We start from the raw sequence: 17501 nt of genomic DNA, 5'->3' as shown, positions 1-17501 counted from the left end.
CACCTACGCTGGGGTGATCATGCCGCTCATCTCTGCCACGGACGAGGCGGTGGAGGTCACGCCTCGCCGCAGGCATCGCGCCGCGCGCGTGGTCGCCGCAGTCGTGGTCGTCGCCGCAGCGGTCGTGTGGGCGGTCTTCGCGGCATTGACCGACGACGATGACGCGGCCCCGGACGCACTCGAGCAGCGCGCCGCGATGGACGCGACGGCGCTCGCGTACACGGAGTGGCTGTCGACAGCGCGGATGGCGGAGTGCCTCAACGAGCGAGGCCTCGAGTCCTATCCGAGCCTGGTCGCCTACCGGGACCGGGTCGCCGAGGTGGCCGCGCTCCTGGACGTCGAGGCGTCGCGCCCTGAATCGTTCGCGCGCTACATTCCGCGCGACCTGCCGACCAGCGAATACGCCGACGCGATGGTGCGCTCGATCGAGGACGGCGGCTGCATGGTGTGGCGACCCATCCTCGACCTCCAGGACAGGGCAGCCATCGACGCCGCGGTCGATCAGGCGCGCGGCGATGCCGCGTTCGCCACCTACGTCTCCGACTCTCTGTGGGCCGATGCCAACCCGGCCGAGCTGCTCTCCATCTACCTCGCCGCGTCGTCGCCGGGCGGCGAGGAGGCGCTTGCTCCCGACGCGTCGGCGCTTCTGGACTCGGCCATCGCTATCGCAGGGTCCGCGTCGACGTGGCGTGCAGGCGGCATCGACGAGGCAGAAGGTTACCGGCAGGCATGGGGATCCACCGTGGACGGCGAGGCGATCGTGATCCGCGTGGAGCCCGCGGGGGTCGCGCACGAGATGGCGGTGCTGTGGGGCACGCCCGCGAACCCGGTGGTGTGCGGTGACGTGCAGGCATCGCTCTCGATCGGGACCGATCTGATCAACTTCGACGGGCCGCGGCGCGGGCCTGCCTTCGACATCCACGCCGCGCTCGAAGAGTCGTGGTGCCCCGCTGATGCGGAGGCTCCCGCTGTACCGTAAGCGCATGGGAACAGGGGGAATGCGGCGGGCTCTTGCTGGCGTCGTCGCGGTCGCGACGGCTCTGACGCTCGCGGCGTGCGGGGCCGACGGCGTGACTGACGAGTCAGCCGAAGCAGGGTTCGGCGTGGCTCAGTTGCAGTCGCCAGATCAGGTCGAGGGCGTGCGCGAGCCGATCCGGGGAACTGTCAGCATCGCGAGCAACGGCTGCCTGCGCCTGCTGATCGACGACGGCACGTCGCCGTGGATCGTGTGGCCCCCTGACTCGGAGCTTGCGGACAATGGGGGAGTGATCGCGGACGGGTCGCGCTACTACGACGGTGACGCGCTCGTGGGTGCGGGCGTGCTCGTGGAACTGACCGATCTGCCCGACGGCGACAACCCCGACAGCTACTTCTCATCCTTCGGTGGCTACTGTGGCGCCGACGAGACCGGAGTGGTCGTCCTCGACGCGGTCGCCCACGCCGAGGCGTAGGCGGTTTGGGTGAGCGGGGTTCTTCCGGTACAGTAGATACCCGGTTCGGTCCCCGAACCATTGGCCTATGGTGTAATTGGCAGCACGTCGGTTTCTGGTACCGCCAGTCGAGGTTCGAGTCCTTGTAGGCCAGCGCAAGACCCTCCTTCGGGAGGGTCTTTCTGCTTTCCCGGCCGTGGTGCAACTCCGATCGCCCCCACCCCTCTCCGGACACTCCGAACCAATCTGAGCCCGACACCCCGGCTGCGGAGCCCTCAGCGGGCTCTGGGCCGGGGTGTCGGCTGCCGAATTGGTTCGAACTGTCAGAGGGCGGACTGTCAAGGCGGAGCGAACGCGTGCATACGGGCGGGCTACTCCGGCGTCGCTGTGTGGCTGACCTCCAGGTGCTCGCCATTCCATCCGACGGTGACCGCGTCGCCCTCGCGCAGGCGGCCGTCCACGATCTCCTTCGCGAGCTCGTTGAGCACGCGGGTGGTGATGAGCCGCTTGAGCGGTCGCGCGCCGAACTGGGGGTCGAATCCATCGCGCGCCAGCGACGCACGCAGCTCCGGCTCGACCGTGAGCGCGATCTCCTTCGACTCTGCGAGCCGCGCTGTCGCCTTGGCCAGCTCCGCGTCCACGATGCCCTCCATCGCCGCCGGGTCGATGCGGTCGAAAACCACCACGTCGTCCAGGCGGTTCAGGAACTCGGGGCGGAACGCGCGCTTGAGCACCTCCTGGAGCTGTCCCTCGAGCGCCTCGCGCGAGACCCCGTCCCACGCGAGCACCAGGTCGGACCCCAGGTTGGAGGTCATCACGATGATCGTGTTCGTGAAGTTGACGGTGCGTCCGCGGCCGTCCGTGAGGCGGCCGTCGTCGAGCACCTGGAGCAGCACGTTCCACACGTCGGGGTGAGCCTTCTCGACCTCGTCGAACAGCACGATCGAGTACGGCCGACGCCGCACGGCCTCGGTGAGCTGACCGCCCTGGTCGTAGCCCACGTAGCCCGGGGGAGAGCCGATGAGCCGCGAGACGGCGTGCGCCTCCATGTACTCGGACATGTCGATGCGGATCATCGCCCGCTCGTCGTCGAACAGCTGCTCGGCGAGCGCGCGCGCCAACTCAGTCTTGCCGACGCCCGTGGGGCCGAGGAACATGAACGAGCCGATGGGGCGGTTCGCATCCGACAGTCCAGCGCGGGCACGGCGGATCGCGTCTGAGACCGACGTGATGGCGCGATCCTGCCCCACCACGCGCTCATGCAGCCGGTCCTCGAGGTGGCCCAGCTTGGCGGACTCCTCCGTCAGCAGCTTCTCGACGGGCACGCCGGTCCACTTGGCGACCACGCCGGCGATGTCCTCGCCGGTGACCTCCTCGCGCAGCATGCGCTCGTCGGCCGGGATCGCATCGAGCTGGGCTCGGGCGTCGGCCATCTCCTTCTCCGCCGCGGGGATCTCTCCGTAGCGGATACGTCCGGCCTTCTCGAGCTCGCCGAGTCGCTCGGCGCGCTCGAGCTCGCCGCGCAGCGCCTCGAGGCGCTCGGTTGCGCCGGAGACGCGCACGATGAGGTCCTTCTCTCGCGCCCAGCGCATGTTGAGCGCCTCCGATTCGCCCTTGAGTCGGGCGATGTCCGCGTCGATCTCGTCGCGGCGCGCCTTGGCGTGCTCGGACTTGTCCTTGGCCACCTGGGTGCGCTCGATCTCGAGCTGCATGATGCGCCGGCGTGCGCGGTCCAGCTCGATCGGCATGGAGTCGAGCTGCATCTTGAGCGCGCTCGTCGCCTCGTCGATGAGGTCCACGGCCTTGTCGGGCAGGAAGCGGTCGGTGATGTAGCGGTCGGAGAGCGTGGCGGCGCTCACGATCGCCTCGTCGGTGATCTTGACGCCGTGGTGCACCTCGTACTTCTCCTGGAGGCCGCGCAGGATCGCGACGGTGTCGTCGAGCGAGGGCTCGCCGACGTAGACGGGCTGGAAGCGGCGCTCGAGGGCGGAGTCGGTCTCGATGTGCTCGCGATACTCGTTCAGTGTGGTGGCGCCGATCATGCGCAGCTTGCCGCGCGCGAGCATGGGCTTGAGGATGTTGCCGGCGTCGACGGAGCCGTCGGCCTTGCCTGCGCCCACGATGGTGTGGAGCTCGTCGACGAACAGGATGATGCGGCCCTCGGCCTGCTCGACCTCGGCGAGGATCGCCTTGAGTCGCTCCTCGAACTGGCCGCGGTAGGCGGCGCCAGCGACCACGGAGCTCATGGCGATCTCGATGACCCTTCGGTCCTTGAGCGAGGAGGGCACGTCGCCGGCGATGATGCGCTGCGCGAGGCCCTCGACGATCGCCGTCTTGCCGACGCCCGGCTCGCCGATGAGCACCGCGTTGTTCTTGGTGCGACGCGTGAGCACTTGCATGACGCGGCGAATCTCCTCGTCGCGGCCGATCACGGGATCGAGCGCGCCCTGCTCGGCGAGCGCGGTGAAGTCCTGCCCGAACTGCTCGAGCGCGGACTGCTGCTCCTGCGACTGAGGAGCCTGGGACGGGGTCGTCATGATGTCCTCCTAGGGCGTGACGATAAGTTGAGCGTTGATGACTCAACTTTACATAACGCCCGACGCGAGAGCAAGGCTTTCGTAGGCCCGACGCCGGGGTCGGGGGAGCGGTCGCGCGAAGGTGAGGAGGGCGTCGGGCGCGGTCAGATCGCGCCGAGCAGCTCACTCGCCGCGCGGTACGGCATCGAGCGCTTGGTGAGCTGATTGAGGGCACCTACGAGGTATACGTCCTTTGACGGCACGTAGTAGAGCAGCGTCCCACTCGCGCCGGAGTGGCCGATCATCTCCGGCACCGCCTTGAGCGTCATGTACCGGGGAACGGAGAAGCGCATGATGCCGGTGCCGTAGGTGAGCGGCATCATCACCCGCCGCCAGGTGGAGGTGATCTCGTCGAGGTCTGCCGCGGGGAACAGCTCGCCCCGCATGAATGACCTCAGGAAGCGCAGAGCCTCGGGCGCGGTCGAGACGGCACCGCCATCCGCCTGGAACGACGCCATGGCGTGGGGAGCCTCGAAGGGCGCGGCGCCGCTCAGGATCCCCGCGATGTCCGGGTAGCGATCCAGCGAGGACTCGGCGAAGACGAACGTCTGGTCCAGACCCAGGGGCTTCGCGATCCGCGCCTGTACCGACTCCGCATAGGGGCGGCCGTCAAGGCTCTCGATGACGAGCTGCAGCACCTGGAAGTTCGTGTCCGAGTACAGCGCCTTGCCAGGCGTCCCTGGCGCGAACGCGGGGCGCATCCCGCGAGCCATGTCGAGCGCCGCGCCGGTGGGCCAGCCGCGATCCTTTCGTGCGAGCTCATCGATCAGCCTGCTGCCGTCGCGCCGCTTGCCCTCGAAGTAGTCGGGCAGGCCGGTGGTGTGGGACATGAGCTGGGCGATCGTGAGCGCTGCACTCACATCGTGACCGTCGAGCACGTGCAGTCCTGCGAGGGTGCCAGCCGCGAGGTGAGAGGCGGCAGTGTCGTCGAGGCCCAACGCCCCCTCTGCTCGTAGCTGCAGCAGGATCGTCGTCGTGAAGAGCTTGGTGATGCTGGCGAGGAAGAACGGCTCGCGGGCGCCCTCCTCGGTCCAGCTCCATTCGAGTTCGGACTTACCGGAGGCGAGGGCGAAGCGCACCTCGTTCGTGTCCGAGCGGTCCGCGTACTTGCGTGCGATGCGATCCAGGGCGGCGGTGTCGAGGGTGTGAGTGCGCATGGCGTTCATCGTGGTGCCTCGCGCGCATGGTGGCATCGTCCTTGAGAATGGGATCTGGGCATATTCCTCCGCCTTGCGGACGATCGCGAGCGGATTTGGAGGAGGTGCCTTCAGTGCTGTACAGTCTTATCTCGCGCCAGCCGCCCGTGTGGGTGGACGGATGCAGCTAGGGCCCCGTTGTGTAGCGGCCTAGCACGCCGCCCTCTCAAGGCGGTAGCGCGGGTTCGAATCCCGTCGGGGCTACCAGATCGCTCCTCACCTCTGGGTGAGGAGCTTTTCTCATTCTCGAGGAAGAGCGACTGCCGTGAGGGGCGGCCACGTGCGCGTCCGTGGGGATGTTACCTTCGTCGTGCGGCCAGGGGGCGGTCCCCTGTGCGACGGCGCCAGCGCCCACCTCGGCGGGCGGAAGGGGGTGCAGGTGGTTCTCGGCTCGTACTTCGATGCCATCCTCGCCGCCGCACGCACCGGAGCCGCGTGGGCCTGGGAGAGCCTCTACCGCGATCTCGCAGGGCCCGTCCGCGGGTACCTCGCCGGCCGCGGAGCTCCCGACCCTGACGACCTCGCGTCGGAGACCTTCCTCGCCGTCGCCCGTGACATTCACCGCTTCAGCGGTGACGAGAGCGACTTCCGTTCGTGGGTCTTCACGATCGCGCATCGGCGCATGCAGGACGCGTTCCGCAAGCGCGGACGTGAGGTCGCGACCGTGGACGGCGAGTATGCAGAGGCGCGCGCGGAAGAGGAGTGGCTCGGCAACGTCGAGACCGAGGCCATGAATGAGATGTCGATGCTCGAGGTCGGAGCGATCATCCGCAATCTCACCAAGGTGCAGCAGGACGTGCTGCTGCTGCGCGTCGTCGGCGACCTCTCGGTGGCCGAAGCGGCGAGCGTGCTCGGCAAGTCCGAGGACGCGGTCAAGGCGATCCAGTCGAGGGCCCTGAAGAGCCTTCGAAAAGAGATTTCGGAAGCAGCGTCACCTTTGCGCGGCGGCGAGCGATGACAGGGATGAGATGACTGAACAGCGATTCCCCGACGCAGATGTCGACGCGCTTATCTCTGGAGGCACGCCGACGGATCCGGACCTCGCCGCCCTCACGGGCGCGGTGGCCGGCATCCGCCATGCGTACGCCCTGGAGCCGAGCGACGCGCACGTAGCCGCCTTCACTGGCCGGCTCGCCGCCGTGGCCGCCGCCGCCCCCCTTGACGGCGGCCCGGTCGGCGCGTCGCGATCGCCCCGTCGTCTCACTCGACGCCTCACGGCCGCGCTTGCGGTCGCCGGCGTCGCAGTCTTCGGCGTCGCTGGCGCCGCTGCCGCCGACGAGGTCGACGGCTCTGTCTCCGGCGATGCCCTGTACGGTCTGGACCGCGCGTTGGAGCGCGTCGGCATCAATGACGGCGGAGCCACGGAGCGCCTCGCCGAGGTCATGGTGCTGCTCGAGCGCGGTGATGTGGAGCGCGCGCTCGCGACCTCGGAAGAGGCGATCGACGCGCTCGAGGGCGCCGACGAGCTTGACGAGGCCGACGCCGACGCGTTGGCTGGCCTGCTCCATGCTGCCGAGTCGGTGATGTCGGAGGGCTCCGAGCAGTCGCTCGAGCGCCGTACTCAGGTCGCCGACATGCTCCGCTTCATGGCAGAGACCGAGCTCACCGGCAAGGACTTCGGCCAGGCGGTCGCCGAGCACGCGCGCGGCATCTTCGATGACGACGCGAGCGGTGAGGACGCCCCCGGTGCCGGCGAGAACGCCGCCACCCCTGACGTCGCAGACGCCCCCGGCAAGTCTGACGATGCGCCCGGCAAGCAGGAGGAAGCCCCTGCCGAGGATGACCAGCCGGCGCCCGCAGACGAGGGCGCGGCACCCGGCGGTGGCAAGCCCGACGTGACGGGCACCGGAGCTCCCGAAGGCGCGGGCAAGCCGAGCACCGCGGGCAAGCCCGCGTCGGACGAGGACTAGCAGCGCTCAGGCCGCCGCGTCCTCGACGGATGCGAGGCGTCGCCGCCACTCCTGCGCGAGTTCGCGCGGAGGCACGCCGCACACGGGATCGCCTTCGATGCGCGGTCGACGCCGGGCCGCCTGTGCATAGATGGCGTCGCGTAGGCCGCGGGGCACCCACCGTAGTATGCGTGCCCCGCGCCACGGCCAGCCGAGCGCGCTCACGATGTCGATCACCGCGTCGGATCTGAGGATCGCGCGTTCGCCGTTCCACAAGATGATGGTGGATGCCGTGATCTCGGGCGAGAGACCCGCACGGCGCACGACCGCACGCCCGGCCTTGCCGCCGCTTCCTGCGAGCAGATGCAGCGCGGCGCGGTCATGGCGCACCAGCCAGGCGACGAAGCCGTTGCACAGCCCACAGTCGCCGTCGAACACCACTATCCGCGGAGACTCCATGGCGCCAGAACGCGGGGGAGCGTGCGGCGATTCCGCGTCAGGCGCGCAGGAGCGACGCGAGCTCGGTGCCCCACGCGCGAGCCTCGTCGAGTTGGCCCGCCTTCAGGAGGTCGCCGCGTTCCGGGCCCGCGCTCGAGAAGTTCACGAGGAAGCCCCGCGGCGCGCTGATCCGCGTGCAGCCCTTGTCTTGGAGCGCGCGCAGGATCGCCGTGTTGGCGCCGCGCCCCAGAGGGCCTCGGACGCGCGTATCGAACGCTGCAGCTGGCACAGACAGCGGAGGAAGCGCGTCGAGCCATTCGCGCATCGGGCGCGTGCTGAGGTCGGCTGCCGCGTGCTCCGCGTCGACCTTCTTGGAGGTGGCGGACTCGCGTGACTGCTGCGTGGGGAGGTTCATCCCGTGGACGGGCGCGCCCGCGACGATCGCGCTCGCCTCAAGTGCCCTCGAGGGGTCAGCCTGTGAGGTGGTCAGGAGCGTCGCATCGGTGCCGAGGCCCTCGGCGATCGCGCGTGCCACTGCCTCGGTGTTGCCCCAGAGGGACTCGTATACGACCCAGATGCCCATATCTCCAGGGTTCGCCTGCGTCGACCGGCGGGCACGGGGCGAAGGTCCCGGGTCGAGGCGCAGGGGAGCCCTCGTCGGGTCGGGAGCCGTGCGCAATCCGCCACGAGCATGCGCACGATTTGCGCCGTGCGTCACGGTATGTCCAGCACGAAATGTGCCTTCTCAACATCTGGAGGGGCCTGGCGTCGCCGTCGAGGAATGCGGTCAGGGAGGAGCCCGTTGTGCCAGCGCAAGCATGCAGCACCGCATGAGAAGGCCTCGGCGCACCGACCCCCGGTGCGCTGGGTGACTCTGCGGTCACGTCCCCCCGGCGCCGTCGGCGCGCCCGCACCAAGGAGAAGTCCCCATGACCAACCCCACCGAGGCCGTCAACGCGGCCATGACCATCGACGGCGCCAAGGCTGCGGCCCTCGTGGACCTCGACACCGGCATGACCCTGGCCACCGCAGGTGGGGGCATCGACCTCGAGCTCGCGGGCGCTGGCAACACCGAGGTGGTGCGCGCCAAGATGCGCGTCATGGACTCCACGGGCATCGAGGGTCCGATCGAGGACATCATGATCGTCCTCAAGGACCAGTTCCACATCATCCACCCGCTCACGGCCGCGAGCGGTCAGGGCCTGTTCCTGTACCTCGCGCTCGCCAAGGACAAGGCGAACCTCGCGATGGCGCGGCGCCAGCTCGAGAACATCGAAAAGTCCATCGAGATCTGATCGACACGATGACGCGCCCGCGGCCGGGCTATGAGGTCCGCCGCAGGCGTGCTCCCCAGGAGGATGGCGTGGATCAAGAGATCTTCAAGGTGGTCATCTCGGGCCCCTTCGGTGCGGGAAAGACCACGTTCGTGAAAGCGATCGCGGCAGACGCGACGGGATCCGAGCGCGGCGTGACCGATGCGACGGCGGCGCTCAAGGCGCAGACGACCGTCGCCATGGACCATGGCAGCGCGCGGCTGGACGACGGCACGGTCGTGTCGGTGTTCGGCACCCCCGGGCAGGAGCGCTTCAGCTTCATGTGGCCCGTCCTCGCGAGGGGCATGCACGCGTATGCGCTGCTGGTGGATGCCAGCCGGCTGCAGGCGCAGGCGCAGCTGAAGTCGATCCTGCGACAGTTCCGCGGCTTCGCCCCCGAGGTGCCGTTCCTCATCGCGGCGAACCGGTGGGATCAGGCGACGCTCTCACGCGAGGCGCTCGCCGAGTTCATCGGCGTCGAGCCCCGCCTGATCGTGGCCCATGACCCGCGCGACGAGCGCGAGGCACACGACCTGCTCGCGACCCTCGTGGGCATGGCGCGGTCTCTCGAGTACAAGGAGTCCGCATGATTCTCGCCAAGCATGGACTGCTCGCAGGCGCGCGCCTGCGCCAGAACGTCGACGAGGTGCGTCGCGTGATCGTGGCGCGCACCGACGGCATCGCTCTGTATGACGACGTCCCACTCGAGAAGCGCGACGGTGCCGCTGCGCTCACCGCCACGGTGCTCGGGCTCGCCGCCGCCTCGTCCGCATCCCTGGAGCTCGAAAGTGTGCACTTCACCGCCACAGTCAGCGCGGACGGCTGCCTCTTCGTGTATCCGATCGACGCGACCCATCTGCTGGCCGTCGTGACAGGACCACGAGTGGACACCGGCGCGCTCGGCGAGGCTGCGCTTCGCGAAGTCGATGCCCTGCGCAGGCTCTCGGGCTCTCCGGTCGCCGCGTGATCTCGCGCGAGGCGTGCGCCGCCGAGGCGGCAGAACTCCGTGCGGTCCCGGGTGTGCGCAGGGTCCTGTTCTCCCGGCCTGACGGCGTCGCGCACTACGACGACGCGGCCCTCGAGGAGCGCGAACTCGGCGCCGCCAGCGTCGCGGTGCTCGTCGGCGCCACGGATCACGCGGCGCACTCGTTCGGCCTGGGGCGTGCCGAGGGCGTGATCGTGTACGGCTCCGGCGTGCAGCTGATCGCGAGGCCCGTGAACGACCTCCTCATGGTCGTGGTCGCGGACCTCGAGGCTGCGGGCCACGATGTGTACCGGCGCGTGCGCGCCGCCGGACGGCGCCTCGACGCCCTCGCGTAGCCGCCGAAGTGCCGGCCCGACGGTGGGGTGGCGCCGGTATCCCGGCCGCCCCAGCGTCGGGCGTCTTCAGGCCGACGCGAGCGCCGCGTTGAGCGCGAGCATCTCGGCGGCGAAGCGCGCCCGCAAAGAGGCCTTCGTGTCGTCGTCGCAGAAGGCGCCATCGATGCCGGCCAACGTGAGCCTCTTGGCGTCCTCGATCCCCAGGCCCATCAGCGGCAGCGCCTCTGTGTACTCACGCCCTACCGAGGTGCGGAAGAACACCGCGTCATCCGAGGACAGGCTCACGGACAGCCCCGCGTCGATCATCGCGCGGATGCGGTGGCTCGGGTCGATCGTCCAGCCGGAACAGATCGTCGTCGACCACGGTGTGGTCGCGAAGTGCAGGCCCTTGTCTCGCGCCCGCGCGGTCAGCTCTGGGTCGTCGACGATGCGATACCCGTGGTCCACGCGGTCCACCTCGAGCTCATCGATCGCGACCCGCACGTTCTCCGGGCTGTCGACCGGCCGTTCGCCCGCGTGCGCAGTCGTCCTCAGCCCGGCGGAACGAGCCAGCGCGTAGGCCTCGGCGAACCTCCCTGGGTCCTCCGTGAGCTCCGGCGTGAGATCGTCCATGCCGAGCCCCACCACCTCGGGCAGCGGGTTGTCCAGCATCGTCTGGACGAGCTCCACGGCAGAGCCGGGGGAGTCCTGGCGGTTGATCGCGATAACGATCCGGAACCCCACGCCGAGGTCCGTCTCGGCGGCGCGCAGGCCTTCGATGATCGGGTCGAGCAGGGCGCGATAGTCGAGTCCCTTTGGTGCGAAGTACTGCGGATTGACGTAGTACTCGCGGTAGCGCAGTGAGCCGTCCGCGACATCGGTGCGGACTCCGTCGTATGCCACCTGCGCGAGGTCTTCGGGTTCGCGCAGCACGTCGGTGGCTGCGCGGAATGCCACGAGGAAATCAGCGAGATCCGTGTAGGCGAAGAGCTGCTCGGGGTCCGTCGTCGGCAGCTCGACGCCGTACTTGTCTGCGAGCGCGATCAGGCGCCCGGCGGACATCGTGGAGGTGAAGTGGCAGTGCAGCTCGGTCTTCGGCAGCAGCCGCAGATAGTCATCGACGCGCATGGCCCCAGTCAAGCGCAGCCATGTGTCGTCCACGTGTCATGTCCGAGAGTGCTGCGCGCAGGGCGACCGTCCACCGGCGGCGGCGTGTGTCACGCCGCCGCCGGTGGTGCTGCTCAGCCGGTGATGCAAGGCTGGCCGTTGAGCCAGAACTGCTCGGGCTCGGCGTCCGGGAGCCAGCCGGGCTCGCCGAGGAACCCGACCGTCACCCGCTTGCCCGGCTTGATCGTGCCGTTCCACGGCATGGACGACGCGGTCACGAAGGCGCCATCCTGGCTCCACTCCGCGCTCCACGCCTGGCTCGAGATCGCGTCGTCGGCCGGGTAGCCCCACGTCAGATCCCAGGAAGTGAGCGCCTCATCCGAGACGTTGTTGATCCAGATCTGCGTGTTGTAGCCCTTCGCCCACGATCCGTGAACGGTGTACGTGACCTCGCACTGCAGGACCGGCGCTTCGCCCTGGTCGTAGTCGGCCATCCACGAGGCGACCCAGCTGAGCGCCGAGTTCCAGTTCACCGTGATCTCGTTGGTCGACCAGGACTGGATGTGATCCACGTAGCACTGCTGGGGTGCGCAGTCGGCGTCAGGGTAGAGCGCTGCGAACGTCGGATCCCAGGTCGGCACGTCGGGGTTCGGGCCTCCGGACACCGAGCCCGGCGGCGGGTGGGGGAGGTCCGGGTTGAGCTGTGCGGAGAACCACCGTGAATGCTGGTTGCGGCTCGTGACGTCGCCGTAGTCGGTGACGTACGAGATGTTGAGCGCGTTGCGGCCCAGCAGGTAGTCCATGGACTCGACCACTGCGTCTGCGTACGCGGGGTCACCCGTGAGGTCGTACGCGGTTCCCAGGATCACCTGGTTGTTGAGCACGGCGGAGTTGGAGCCCCACTCGAAGGAGTCATCCGCGAGTGCGAGGCCGAACTCCTGGCCCTGCTGTGTCGCGAGCAGTCCGTCCGCGCCTGCGATGACCTGGTCGACGATCGCGGCCCGGTTCGCGTAGTTGTTCGGCACGGTCGCGAGGTCCATCTTCGCGAGAGCGGCGAGGTCGCCCCAGAAGAACCCGTCGCTGAACGAGTCCGCGGTGTCGACCTTGGACGCCCTCAGGTAGTCCTCGAACTGCTGCTCTCCCGTGGTGAGGTACAGCTCTGCAGCGGCCCAGTAGAACTCGTCGGTGACATCGTCATCGTCGTAGGGGCCGCCGCCGTCGTTGCCGTCCGCCGCAGGAGCGTACAGGTCCGGTGTGCCGAGCGCTGCCTCCCACGTTGAGCGTGCAGCATCGAGGAGTTCGCGTGCGAAGTCCTCGTCGTACGGAGCGAACAGGCGCGCGCCCTGAGCTGCGGTGGCCGCCAGGTTGAGCGTCGCGGCCGTCGAGGGCCGGTGCAGCTCGCGCACCTGAGGGTCATTCGCCGGCATGAGGGGAAGGCCCGTCCATCCGTCGTCATGGATCTTGTGGTGCACAAGTCCCGCGAACTGCTCGCCCTCGGGCACCTGCATCGACAGCATGAACTCGAGCTGCCAGCGTGCCTCGTCCAGCACATCGGGCACGCCGTTGGACGTCTCTGGCACGTTGAGCGTGCCGTCGCGCAGTGCCCCGAGGTCGGTCGTGGCGGCCGTCTTGGTGCGCTCGAACGTGCCGAGCAGCTGTGCCGTAGCGATGCCGCCGTTGACGACGTACTTGCCGTGGTCTCCTGCGTCGTACCAGCCCCCGACCACGTCGAGCGTGTAGTCGCACCCGGCCCAGCCGTACTCGTCGGTGTAGGCCGCCGCCGCATCGGCCGGGTTCTGGCAGGGCACGTCGAGGTCGCCCTGGTTGACGGCGCCGTCCTCCGGGGACGAGACGTGGCCAGCGGCGCGAGCGTAGTCCTCGCCCACGATGTCGGCGTCGATCTCGATACCTGAGCGCGCCAGGTAGAAGTAGTTGAGCGCGTCGTACCGCAGCTGCTGGTACGCCTCGGTGCCGATCTCGAACTCGTAGGACTCCTCGCCGTCGGCTACGAGGGTGTAAGTGCCGCTCGCGGTCACGTCGCTGAAGTCGATGCCGTGCACGTTCTGCCCGGCCGATGCGTCGGTTCCCAGGGGGCTCGTCTCACCCGAGGCGACGGTCGCGCCGCCGCTCCTCAGCTCCCACGTGACCGGCTCGGTCGCCTCGGTGACCAGCGTGGCCTCCTTGGGCCCCTGTACGAGGTAGCCGACCTGGTTCACGCGCACGCGCGGCCCGGTCTCGGGCACGTACTGCGGCGGCTCCGCGCCACCGATGAGTGACACCTCGTCCAGGCACAGGGTCCACGGCTCGGCTGAGCCGCCGACCTGGAGCGCGACCTGCAAGGTGGGCGCGTCGGGCGAGGACGGGGTGGCCTCACCGAGAGTGAATGACGTCGTGTAGGTCCCGTCGGGCGCCGCCTGGATGAGCTCGCCGTAGGTGGTGTACGGGGCTCCGTTGTCGCCGACGATGGCGCGCACGGGTCCCGTGCCTGTCCCCGTGAACGACAGCGTGTACGGACCTGCCGGAAGCACGGTGCGGCCTGAGGCGGGGTCGAGCGGGCCGAGGTCGTTGTGCCCGATGATGACGTCCCAAGGGTTGGAGGTGCCGCCCGGGATGTCGAGGCACCACACGCCATCCGTGAGCGTGGAGTCTGAGACGTTCGAGGTCCACCACGGGTCGGTGCCATCCGTGAAGTCAGTGTTGGAGAGGTACTCCACGCCGGCCTGGGTGAACGACACATCGTCGAGGCATACGGTTGCGCCGGGCGCGGCGCCCGTCTGCCACACGATCTGCGGCGATGAGGTCTCCTCGCTCACCGTGACGTCGAGCGAGAACTCCTGCGCTTCGGCGGTGAGGTCGACCGTGGTCGACCAGTACTGCGCGTAGGGGTCCACACCTTGGCCGACCACGACTGAGGCGGGGCCATCTCCCGAGGCAGTGAAGGAGAGGGTGTAGGCGCCAGGGTCGAGCGACGTGAGGTTCTGGCCGACGGCCGCGTCCCACGGGTTCGCGGTTCCGGAGCCGACGGTTCCGCAGAACTGGCCGTCATCGAAGCTCTGCGAGTCGAACCCGTAGGCGAACCACCCGGATTCGCCTTCCGAGAAGTCGCCGTTGGTGACGTCAGCCGTTGCTGGCACTGTGGCCAACACGATGAGCGAAGCCGCCGCCGCGGCTGATGAGAGCGCTCTCACGAAGCTTTGCACTGTTCCTCCAGATTGTCGCCGTTGAGAATCGGAACGTGGATGCCAGGGCTTTCGCCAGCACCGGCACGCTTGGGGAACGTAACACGAAGCGCGGGCGTGCGCATCTGAACCGGTTGCTTTGTGGAAGTGCCGGCCCGACGCTGTGGCCGGCTTCTGCCGGCACGCCGGCCCTGGCGTCGGGCCTGCTCAGCCCTCCGTGCGGCGCAGGACCTCGCTGAGCTGCTGCGCCGCCTCGACGACGGCGGTCGCGTGATGCGCGCCGGGGTGCGCGGTGAGGCGCTCGGCGGGTCCCGAGATGGAGACGGCGGCGATGACGGTGCCAGCGGTGCCCCACACGGGCGCCGAGACCGAGCTGACGCCGGCCTCGCGCTCGCCGGAGCTCTCGGCCCATCCGCGCTCGCGGACCACGCCAAGGTCGGATGCGGTGAATCGTGCCGCGGCGAGCCCGCGGTGCAGGCGCTCGCCTTCCTCCCAGGCGAGGAGCACCTGCGCGGCTGAGCCAGCGGTCATGGTCATGGTGGTGCCGACGGGGATGGAATCGCGCAGGCCCATGGGGCGGTCCGAGGCCGCGATGCAGATGCGCTGGTCGCCGTGCGGGCGGTAGAGCTGCGAGGACTCGCCGGTCCGGTCGCGCAGGACGGTCAGCACGGGTTGGGCGGCACTGACCAGGCGGTCCTCGCCGACGGCCGCGGCGAACTGTGCGAAGCGCGGTCCGAGGATGAAGGCGCCAGTGGCGTCGCGGCCCACGAGGCGGTGGTGCTCGAGCGCGAGGAGCAGTCGATGGGCGGTGGGCCGGGCAAGATGGGTGTCGGCCACGATCTGGCTCAGCGTGGCAGGCCCGCCTTCGAGAGAGGCGAGCAGCGCCGCTGCCTTGTCAATCACGCCGACGCCGCTATGATTGTCCATAGAGCGATACTAGCGTCTCACAATCTGAGATGTCTAGGCCGGATCCGAGGAGGACAGCATGGGCACGACCCTGGCCGAGAAGCTGTGGGCCAACCACCTGGTCAAGAAGGGCGAGGGCGGCGCGCCCGATCTCATCTACATCGACCTTCACATGTGTCACGAGGTCACCAGCCCCCAGGCCTTCGAGGGACTCCGCCTCGCTGGCCGCCAGGTGCGCCGGCCCGACCTCACCATCGCGACGGAGGACCACAACACCCCGACGCTGGACATCGACCTGCCGATCGCGGACGCCACGAGCCGCAAGCAGGTGGACAAACTGCGCGAGAACGCCAAGGAGTTCGGCATCCGCATCCACTCGCTGGGCGACGCCGACCAGGGCATCGTTCACGTCGTGGGCCCGCAGCTGGGTCTCACGATGCCGGGCATGACAGTGGTCTGCGGCGACTCGCACACCTCCACGCACGGCGCCTTCGGCGCGCTGGCGTTCGGCATCGGCACGTCCGAGGTGGAGCACGTGCTCGCTACCCAGACGCTGCCCCTCAAGCCGTTCAAGACCATGGCGATCAACGTCAATGGCACGCTCCCCAAGGGCACCACCGCGAAGGACATCATCCTCGCCGTCATTGCGAAGATCGGCACGGGCGGCGGCGCGGGCTACGTGCTCGAGTACCGCGGCGACGCCATCCGCTCCCTCTCGATGGAGGGGCGCATGACGATCTGCAACATGTCGATCGAGGCCGGCGCCCGCGCAGGCCTGATCGCGCCCGACGAGACGACGTTCGAGTACGTCAAGGGCCGTCCGCACGCCCCCGAGGGCGAGGACTGGGACGAGGCCGTCGAGTTCTGGCGCACGCTCAAGACCGACGACGACGCCGAGTTCGACACCGAGGTGGACCTCAACGCCGAGGACCTCGAGCCGTTCATCACATGGGGCACCAACCCCGGCCAGGGCCTGCCGCTGAGCGCCTCGGTTCCGAACCCCGAGGACTTCGCCGACGAGTCGGACCGCATTGCCGCCAAGAACGCCCTCGAGTACATGGGCCTGACCCCCGGCACGCCGTTCCGCGAGATCCCGGTGGACACCGTGTTCCTCGGCTCGTGCACCAACGGCCGCATCGAGGACCTGCGCGCCGCCGCCGCGATCCTGCAGGGCCGCAAGAAGGCCGAGAACATCCGCCTGCTCGTGGTGCCCGGCTCGGCGCGCGTGCGCCTCCAGGCCGAGCGCGAGGGTCTCGACAAGGTGTTCCTCGACTTCGGCGCCGAGTGGCGCAACGCCGGCTGCTCGATGTGCCTGGGCATGAACCCCGATCAGCTCAAGCCTCAGGAGCGTTCGGCCTCCACCTCGAACCGCAACTTCGAGGGCCGCCAGGGCAAGGGCGGCCGCACGCACCTCGTGTCCCCGCTCGTCGCCGCCGCCACCGCGGTGCGCGGCACCCTGTCCAGCCCCGACGACCTCGAGGACGCCCCCGCGGCGCTCGTGTAAGGGAGAACAGCCATGGAGAAGTTCACCACCCACACCGGCGTCGGCGTCCCGCTGCGCCGCTCGAACGTGGACACCGACCAGATCATCCCCGCCGTGTACCTCAAGCGCATCACGCGCACGGGGTTCGAGGACGCGCTGTTCGCCGCGTGGCGCGGCGACGACTCGTTCGTCCTCAACCAGCCCGAGTACACGCACGGCTCCGTGCTCGTCGCGGGCCCCGACTTCGGCACCGGCTCGTCCCGTGAGCACGCCGTGTGGGCGCTCAAGGACTACGGCTTCAAGGTGGTCCTCGCGCCCCGCTTCGCGGACATCTTCCGCGGCAACTCGGGCAAGCAGGGCCTCGTGACCGGCGTGCTCAGCCAGGAGAACATCGAGCTGCTCTGGAAGCTGCTCGAAGCCGAGCCCGGCAAGGAGATCACCGTCTCGCTCGAGGACCGCACCGTGACGTGCGGCGAGCTCACCGTGCCGTTCGAGATCGACGACTACGTGCGCTGGCGCCTCATGGAGGGCCTCGACGACATCGGACTCACGCTGCAGGACGAGGACGCGATCACCGAGTTCGAGGCGACGCGCGCGAACTGGCGGCCCAAGACCCTCCCGGCGAAGACCCTCCCCAAGGAGGAGATCGTCGCGGCCCGCCCGGTCCAGTAGGCGCGGAGGCACC

17 protein-coding genes and 2 tRNA genes are annotated in these 17501 nt (G+C 69.1%); 12 read left to right on the top strand and 7 right to left on the bottom strand.

Translation table 11 applies throughout. The features are described from left to right. Positions 1–19 precede the first annotated feature (19 nt). From B7K21_RS03060 to B7K21_RS03050, 3 genes are all read left to right on the top strand, one after another. Positions 20–979 carry a hypothetical protein gene (locus B7K21_RS03060; RefSeq protein WP_144016034.1) on the top strand — a complete coding sequence of 320 codons (960 nt, stop codon included), beginning with the start codon at positions 20–22 and terminating at the stop codon, positions 977–979. 4 nt (positions 980–983) lie between these two features. Further along, complete coding sequence (locus tag B7K21_RS03055) at positions 984–1451, top strand: hypothetical protein (protein ID WP_144016033.1); 468 nt, start codon at positions 984–986, stop codon at positions 1449–1451. Positions 1452–1512: 61 nt separating this feature from the next. Further along, positions 1513–1584 (top strand) — tRNA-Gln (locus B7K21_RS03050). 217 nt (positions 1585–1801) lie between these two features. On the opposite strand, the gene B7K21_RS03045 is transcribed toward B7K21_RS03050, so the two are convergent. Both B7K21_RS03045 and B7K21_RS03040 read right to left on the bottom strand, forming a co-directional pair. Then, positions 1802–3967 (bottom strand): ATP-dependent Clp protease ATP-binding subunit, encoded by a 2166-nt coding sequence (locus B7K21_RS03045; protein ID WP_084073749.1) that lies wholly within the window; start codon positions 3965–3967, stop codon positions 1802–1804. Between the two features lie 143 nt (positions 3968–4110). Next, positions 4111–5163, bottom strand: a complete 1053-nt coding sequence (locus B7K21_RS03040) for a serine hydrolase (RefSeq protein WP_159448396.1) — start codon at positions 5161–5163, stop codon at positions 4111–4113. Positions 5164–5333: 170 nt separating this feature from the next. On the opposite strand from B7K21_RS03040, the gene B7K21_RS03035 reads away from it, so the two are divergent. From B7K21_RS03035 to B7K21_RS03025, 3 genes are all read left to right on the top strand, one after another. Continuing rightward, positions 5334–5409, top strand: a tRNA-Glu gene (locus B7K21_RS03035). Between the two features lie 172 nt (positions 5410–5581). Then, complete coding sequence (locus B7K21_RS03030; RefSeq protein ID WP_159448395.1) at positions 5582–6160, top strand: RNA polymerase sigma factor; 579 nt, start codon at positions 5582–5584, stop codon at positions 6158–6160. A gap of 10 nt (positions 6161–6170) precedes the next feature. Continuing rightward, positions 6171–7112 (top strand): hypothetical protein, encoded by a 942-nt coding sequence (locus tag B7K21_RS03025; protein ID WP_084073746.1) that lies wholly within the window; start codon positions 6171–6173, stop codon positions 7110–7112. Positions 7113–7118: 6 nt separating this feature from the next. Here B7K21_RS03025 and B7K21_RS03020 read toward each other — a convergent pair whose 3' ends face one another. Both B7K21_RS03020 and B7K21_RS03015 read right to left on the bottom strand, forming a co-directional pair. Then, positions 7119–7550: a thiol-disulfide oxidoreductase DCC family protein gene (locus tag B7K21_RS03020; RefSeq protein ID WP_084073745.1), complete on the bottom strand. Its 432-nt coding sequence runs from the start codon at positions 7548–7550 to the stop codon at positions 7119–7121. Between the two features lie 37 nt (positions 7551–7587). Further along, positions 7588–8112 carry a flavodoxin domain-containing protein gene (locus B7K21_RS03015; RefSeq protein ID WP_084073744.1) on the bottom strand — a complete coding sequence of 175 codons (525 nt, stop codon included), beginning with the start codon at positions 8110–8112 and terminating at the stop codon, positions 7588–7590. A gap of 346 nt (positions 8113–8458) precedes the next feature. On the opposite strand from B7K21_RS03015, the gene B7K21_RS03010 reads away from it, so the two are divergent. From B7K21_RS03010 to B7K21_RS02995, 4 genes are all read left to right on the top strand, one after another. Continuing rightward, the gene (locus B7K21_RS03010; RefSeq protein WP_084073743.1) at positions 8459–8824 is read left to right on the top strand and encodes a hypothetical protein; all 366 of its coding nucleotides are present in this window, start codon (positions 8459–8461) and stop codon (positions 8822–8824) included. Positions 8825–8892: 68 nt separating this feature from the next. Then, positions 8893–9432 carry an ATP/GTP-binding protein gene (locus B7K21_RS03005; protein WP_159448394.1) on the top strand — a complete coding sequence of 180 codons (540 nt, stop codon included), beginning with the start codon at positions 8893–8895 and terminating at the stop codon, positions 9430–9432. Beyond that, positions 9429–9809, top strand: coding sequence for a roadblock/LC7 domain-containing protein (locus B7K21_RS03000; protein WP_084073741.1), 381 nt, complete (start codon positions 9429–9431; stop codon positions 9807–9809). The genes B7K21_RS03005 and B7K21_RS03000 overlap by 4 nt, the downstream gene beginning before the upstream one ends. Continuing rightward, positions 9806–10162 (top strand): hypothetical protein, encoded by a 357-nt coding sequence (locus B7K21_RS02995; RefSeq protein WP_084073740.1) that lies wholly within the window; start codon positions 9806–9808, stop codon positions 10160–10162. The genes B7K21_RS03000 and B7K21_RS02995 overlap by 4 nt, the downstream gene beginning before the upstream one ends. 66 nt (positions 10163–10228) lie before the next feature. Here B7K21_RS02995 and add read toward each other — a convergent pair whose 3' ends face one another. From add to B7K21_RS02980, 3 genes are all read right to left on the bottom strand, one after another. Then, positions 10229–11269: an adenosine deaminase gene (gene add / locus B7K21_RS02990; RefSeq protein ID WP_084073739.1), complete on the bottom strand. Its 1041-nt coding sequence runs from the start codon at positions 11267–11269 to the stop codon at positions 10229–10231. A gap of 113 nt (positions 11270–11382) precedes the next feature. Then, positions 11383–14436 carry a glycoside hydrolase family 9 protein gene (locus B7K21_RS02985; protein ID WP_159448393.1) on the bottom strand — a complete coding sequence of 1018 codons (3054 nt, stop codon included), beginning with the start codon at positions 14434–14436 and terminating at the stop codon, positions 11383–11385. A 198-nt stretch (positions 14437–14634) separates the two neighbouring features. Then, a complete protein-coding gene (locus tag B7K21_RS02980; RefSeq protein ID WP_084073737.1) occupies positions 14635–15354 on the bottom strand; it encodes an IclR family transcriptional regulator in 720 nt (239 codons plus the stop codon). A 58-nt stretch (positions 15355–15412) separates the two neighbouring features. Here B7K21_RS02980 and leuC point away from each other — a divergent pair, with 58 nt between their 5' ends. Further along, the gene (leuC, locus tag B7K21_RS02975) at positions 15413–16837 is read left to right on the top strand and encodes a 3-isopropylmalate dehydratase large subunit (protein ID WP_084073736.1); all 1425 of its coding nucleotides are present in this window, start codon (positions 15413–15415) and stop codon (positions 16835–16837) included. Between the two features lie 12 nt (positions 16838–16849). Then, a complete protein-coding gene (gene leuD / locus B7K21_RS02970) occupies positions 16850–17488 on the top strand; it encodes a 3-isopropylmalate dehydratase small subunit (protein WP_084073735.1) in 639 nt (212 codons plus the stop codon). Positions 17489–17501: the final 13 nt, after the last annotated feature.

The sequence above is a fragment of the Demequina sp. NBRC 110052 genome (genome assembly GCF_002090075.1).
In the GTDB taxonomy this organism is placed as follows: Bacteria; Actinomycetota; Actinomycetes; order Actinomycetales; family Demequinaceae; genus Demequina.
The sequence above is the reverse complement of the archived record's forward strand: the minus strand, read 5'-3'. Positions and strand labels throughout refer to the sequence as shown.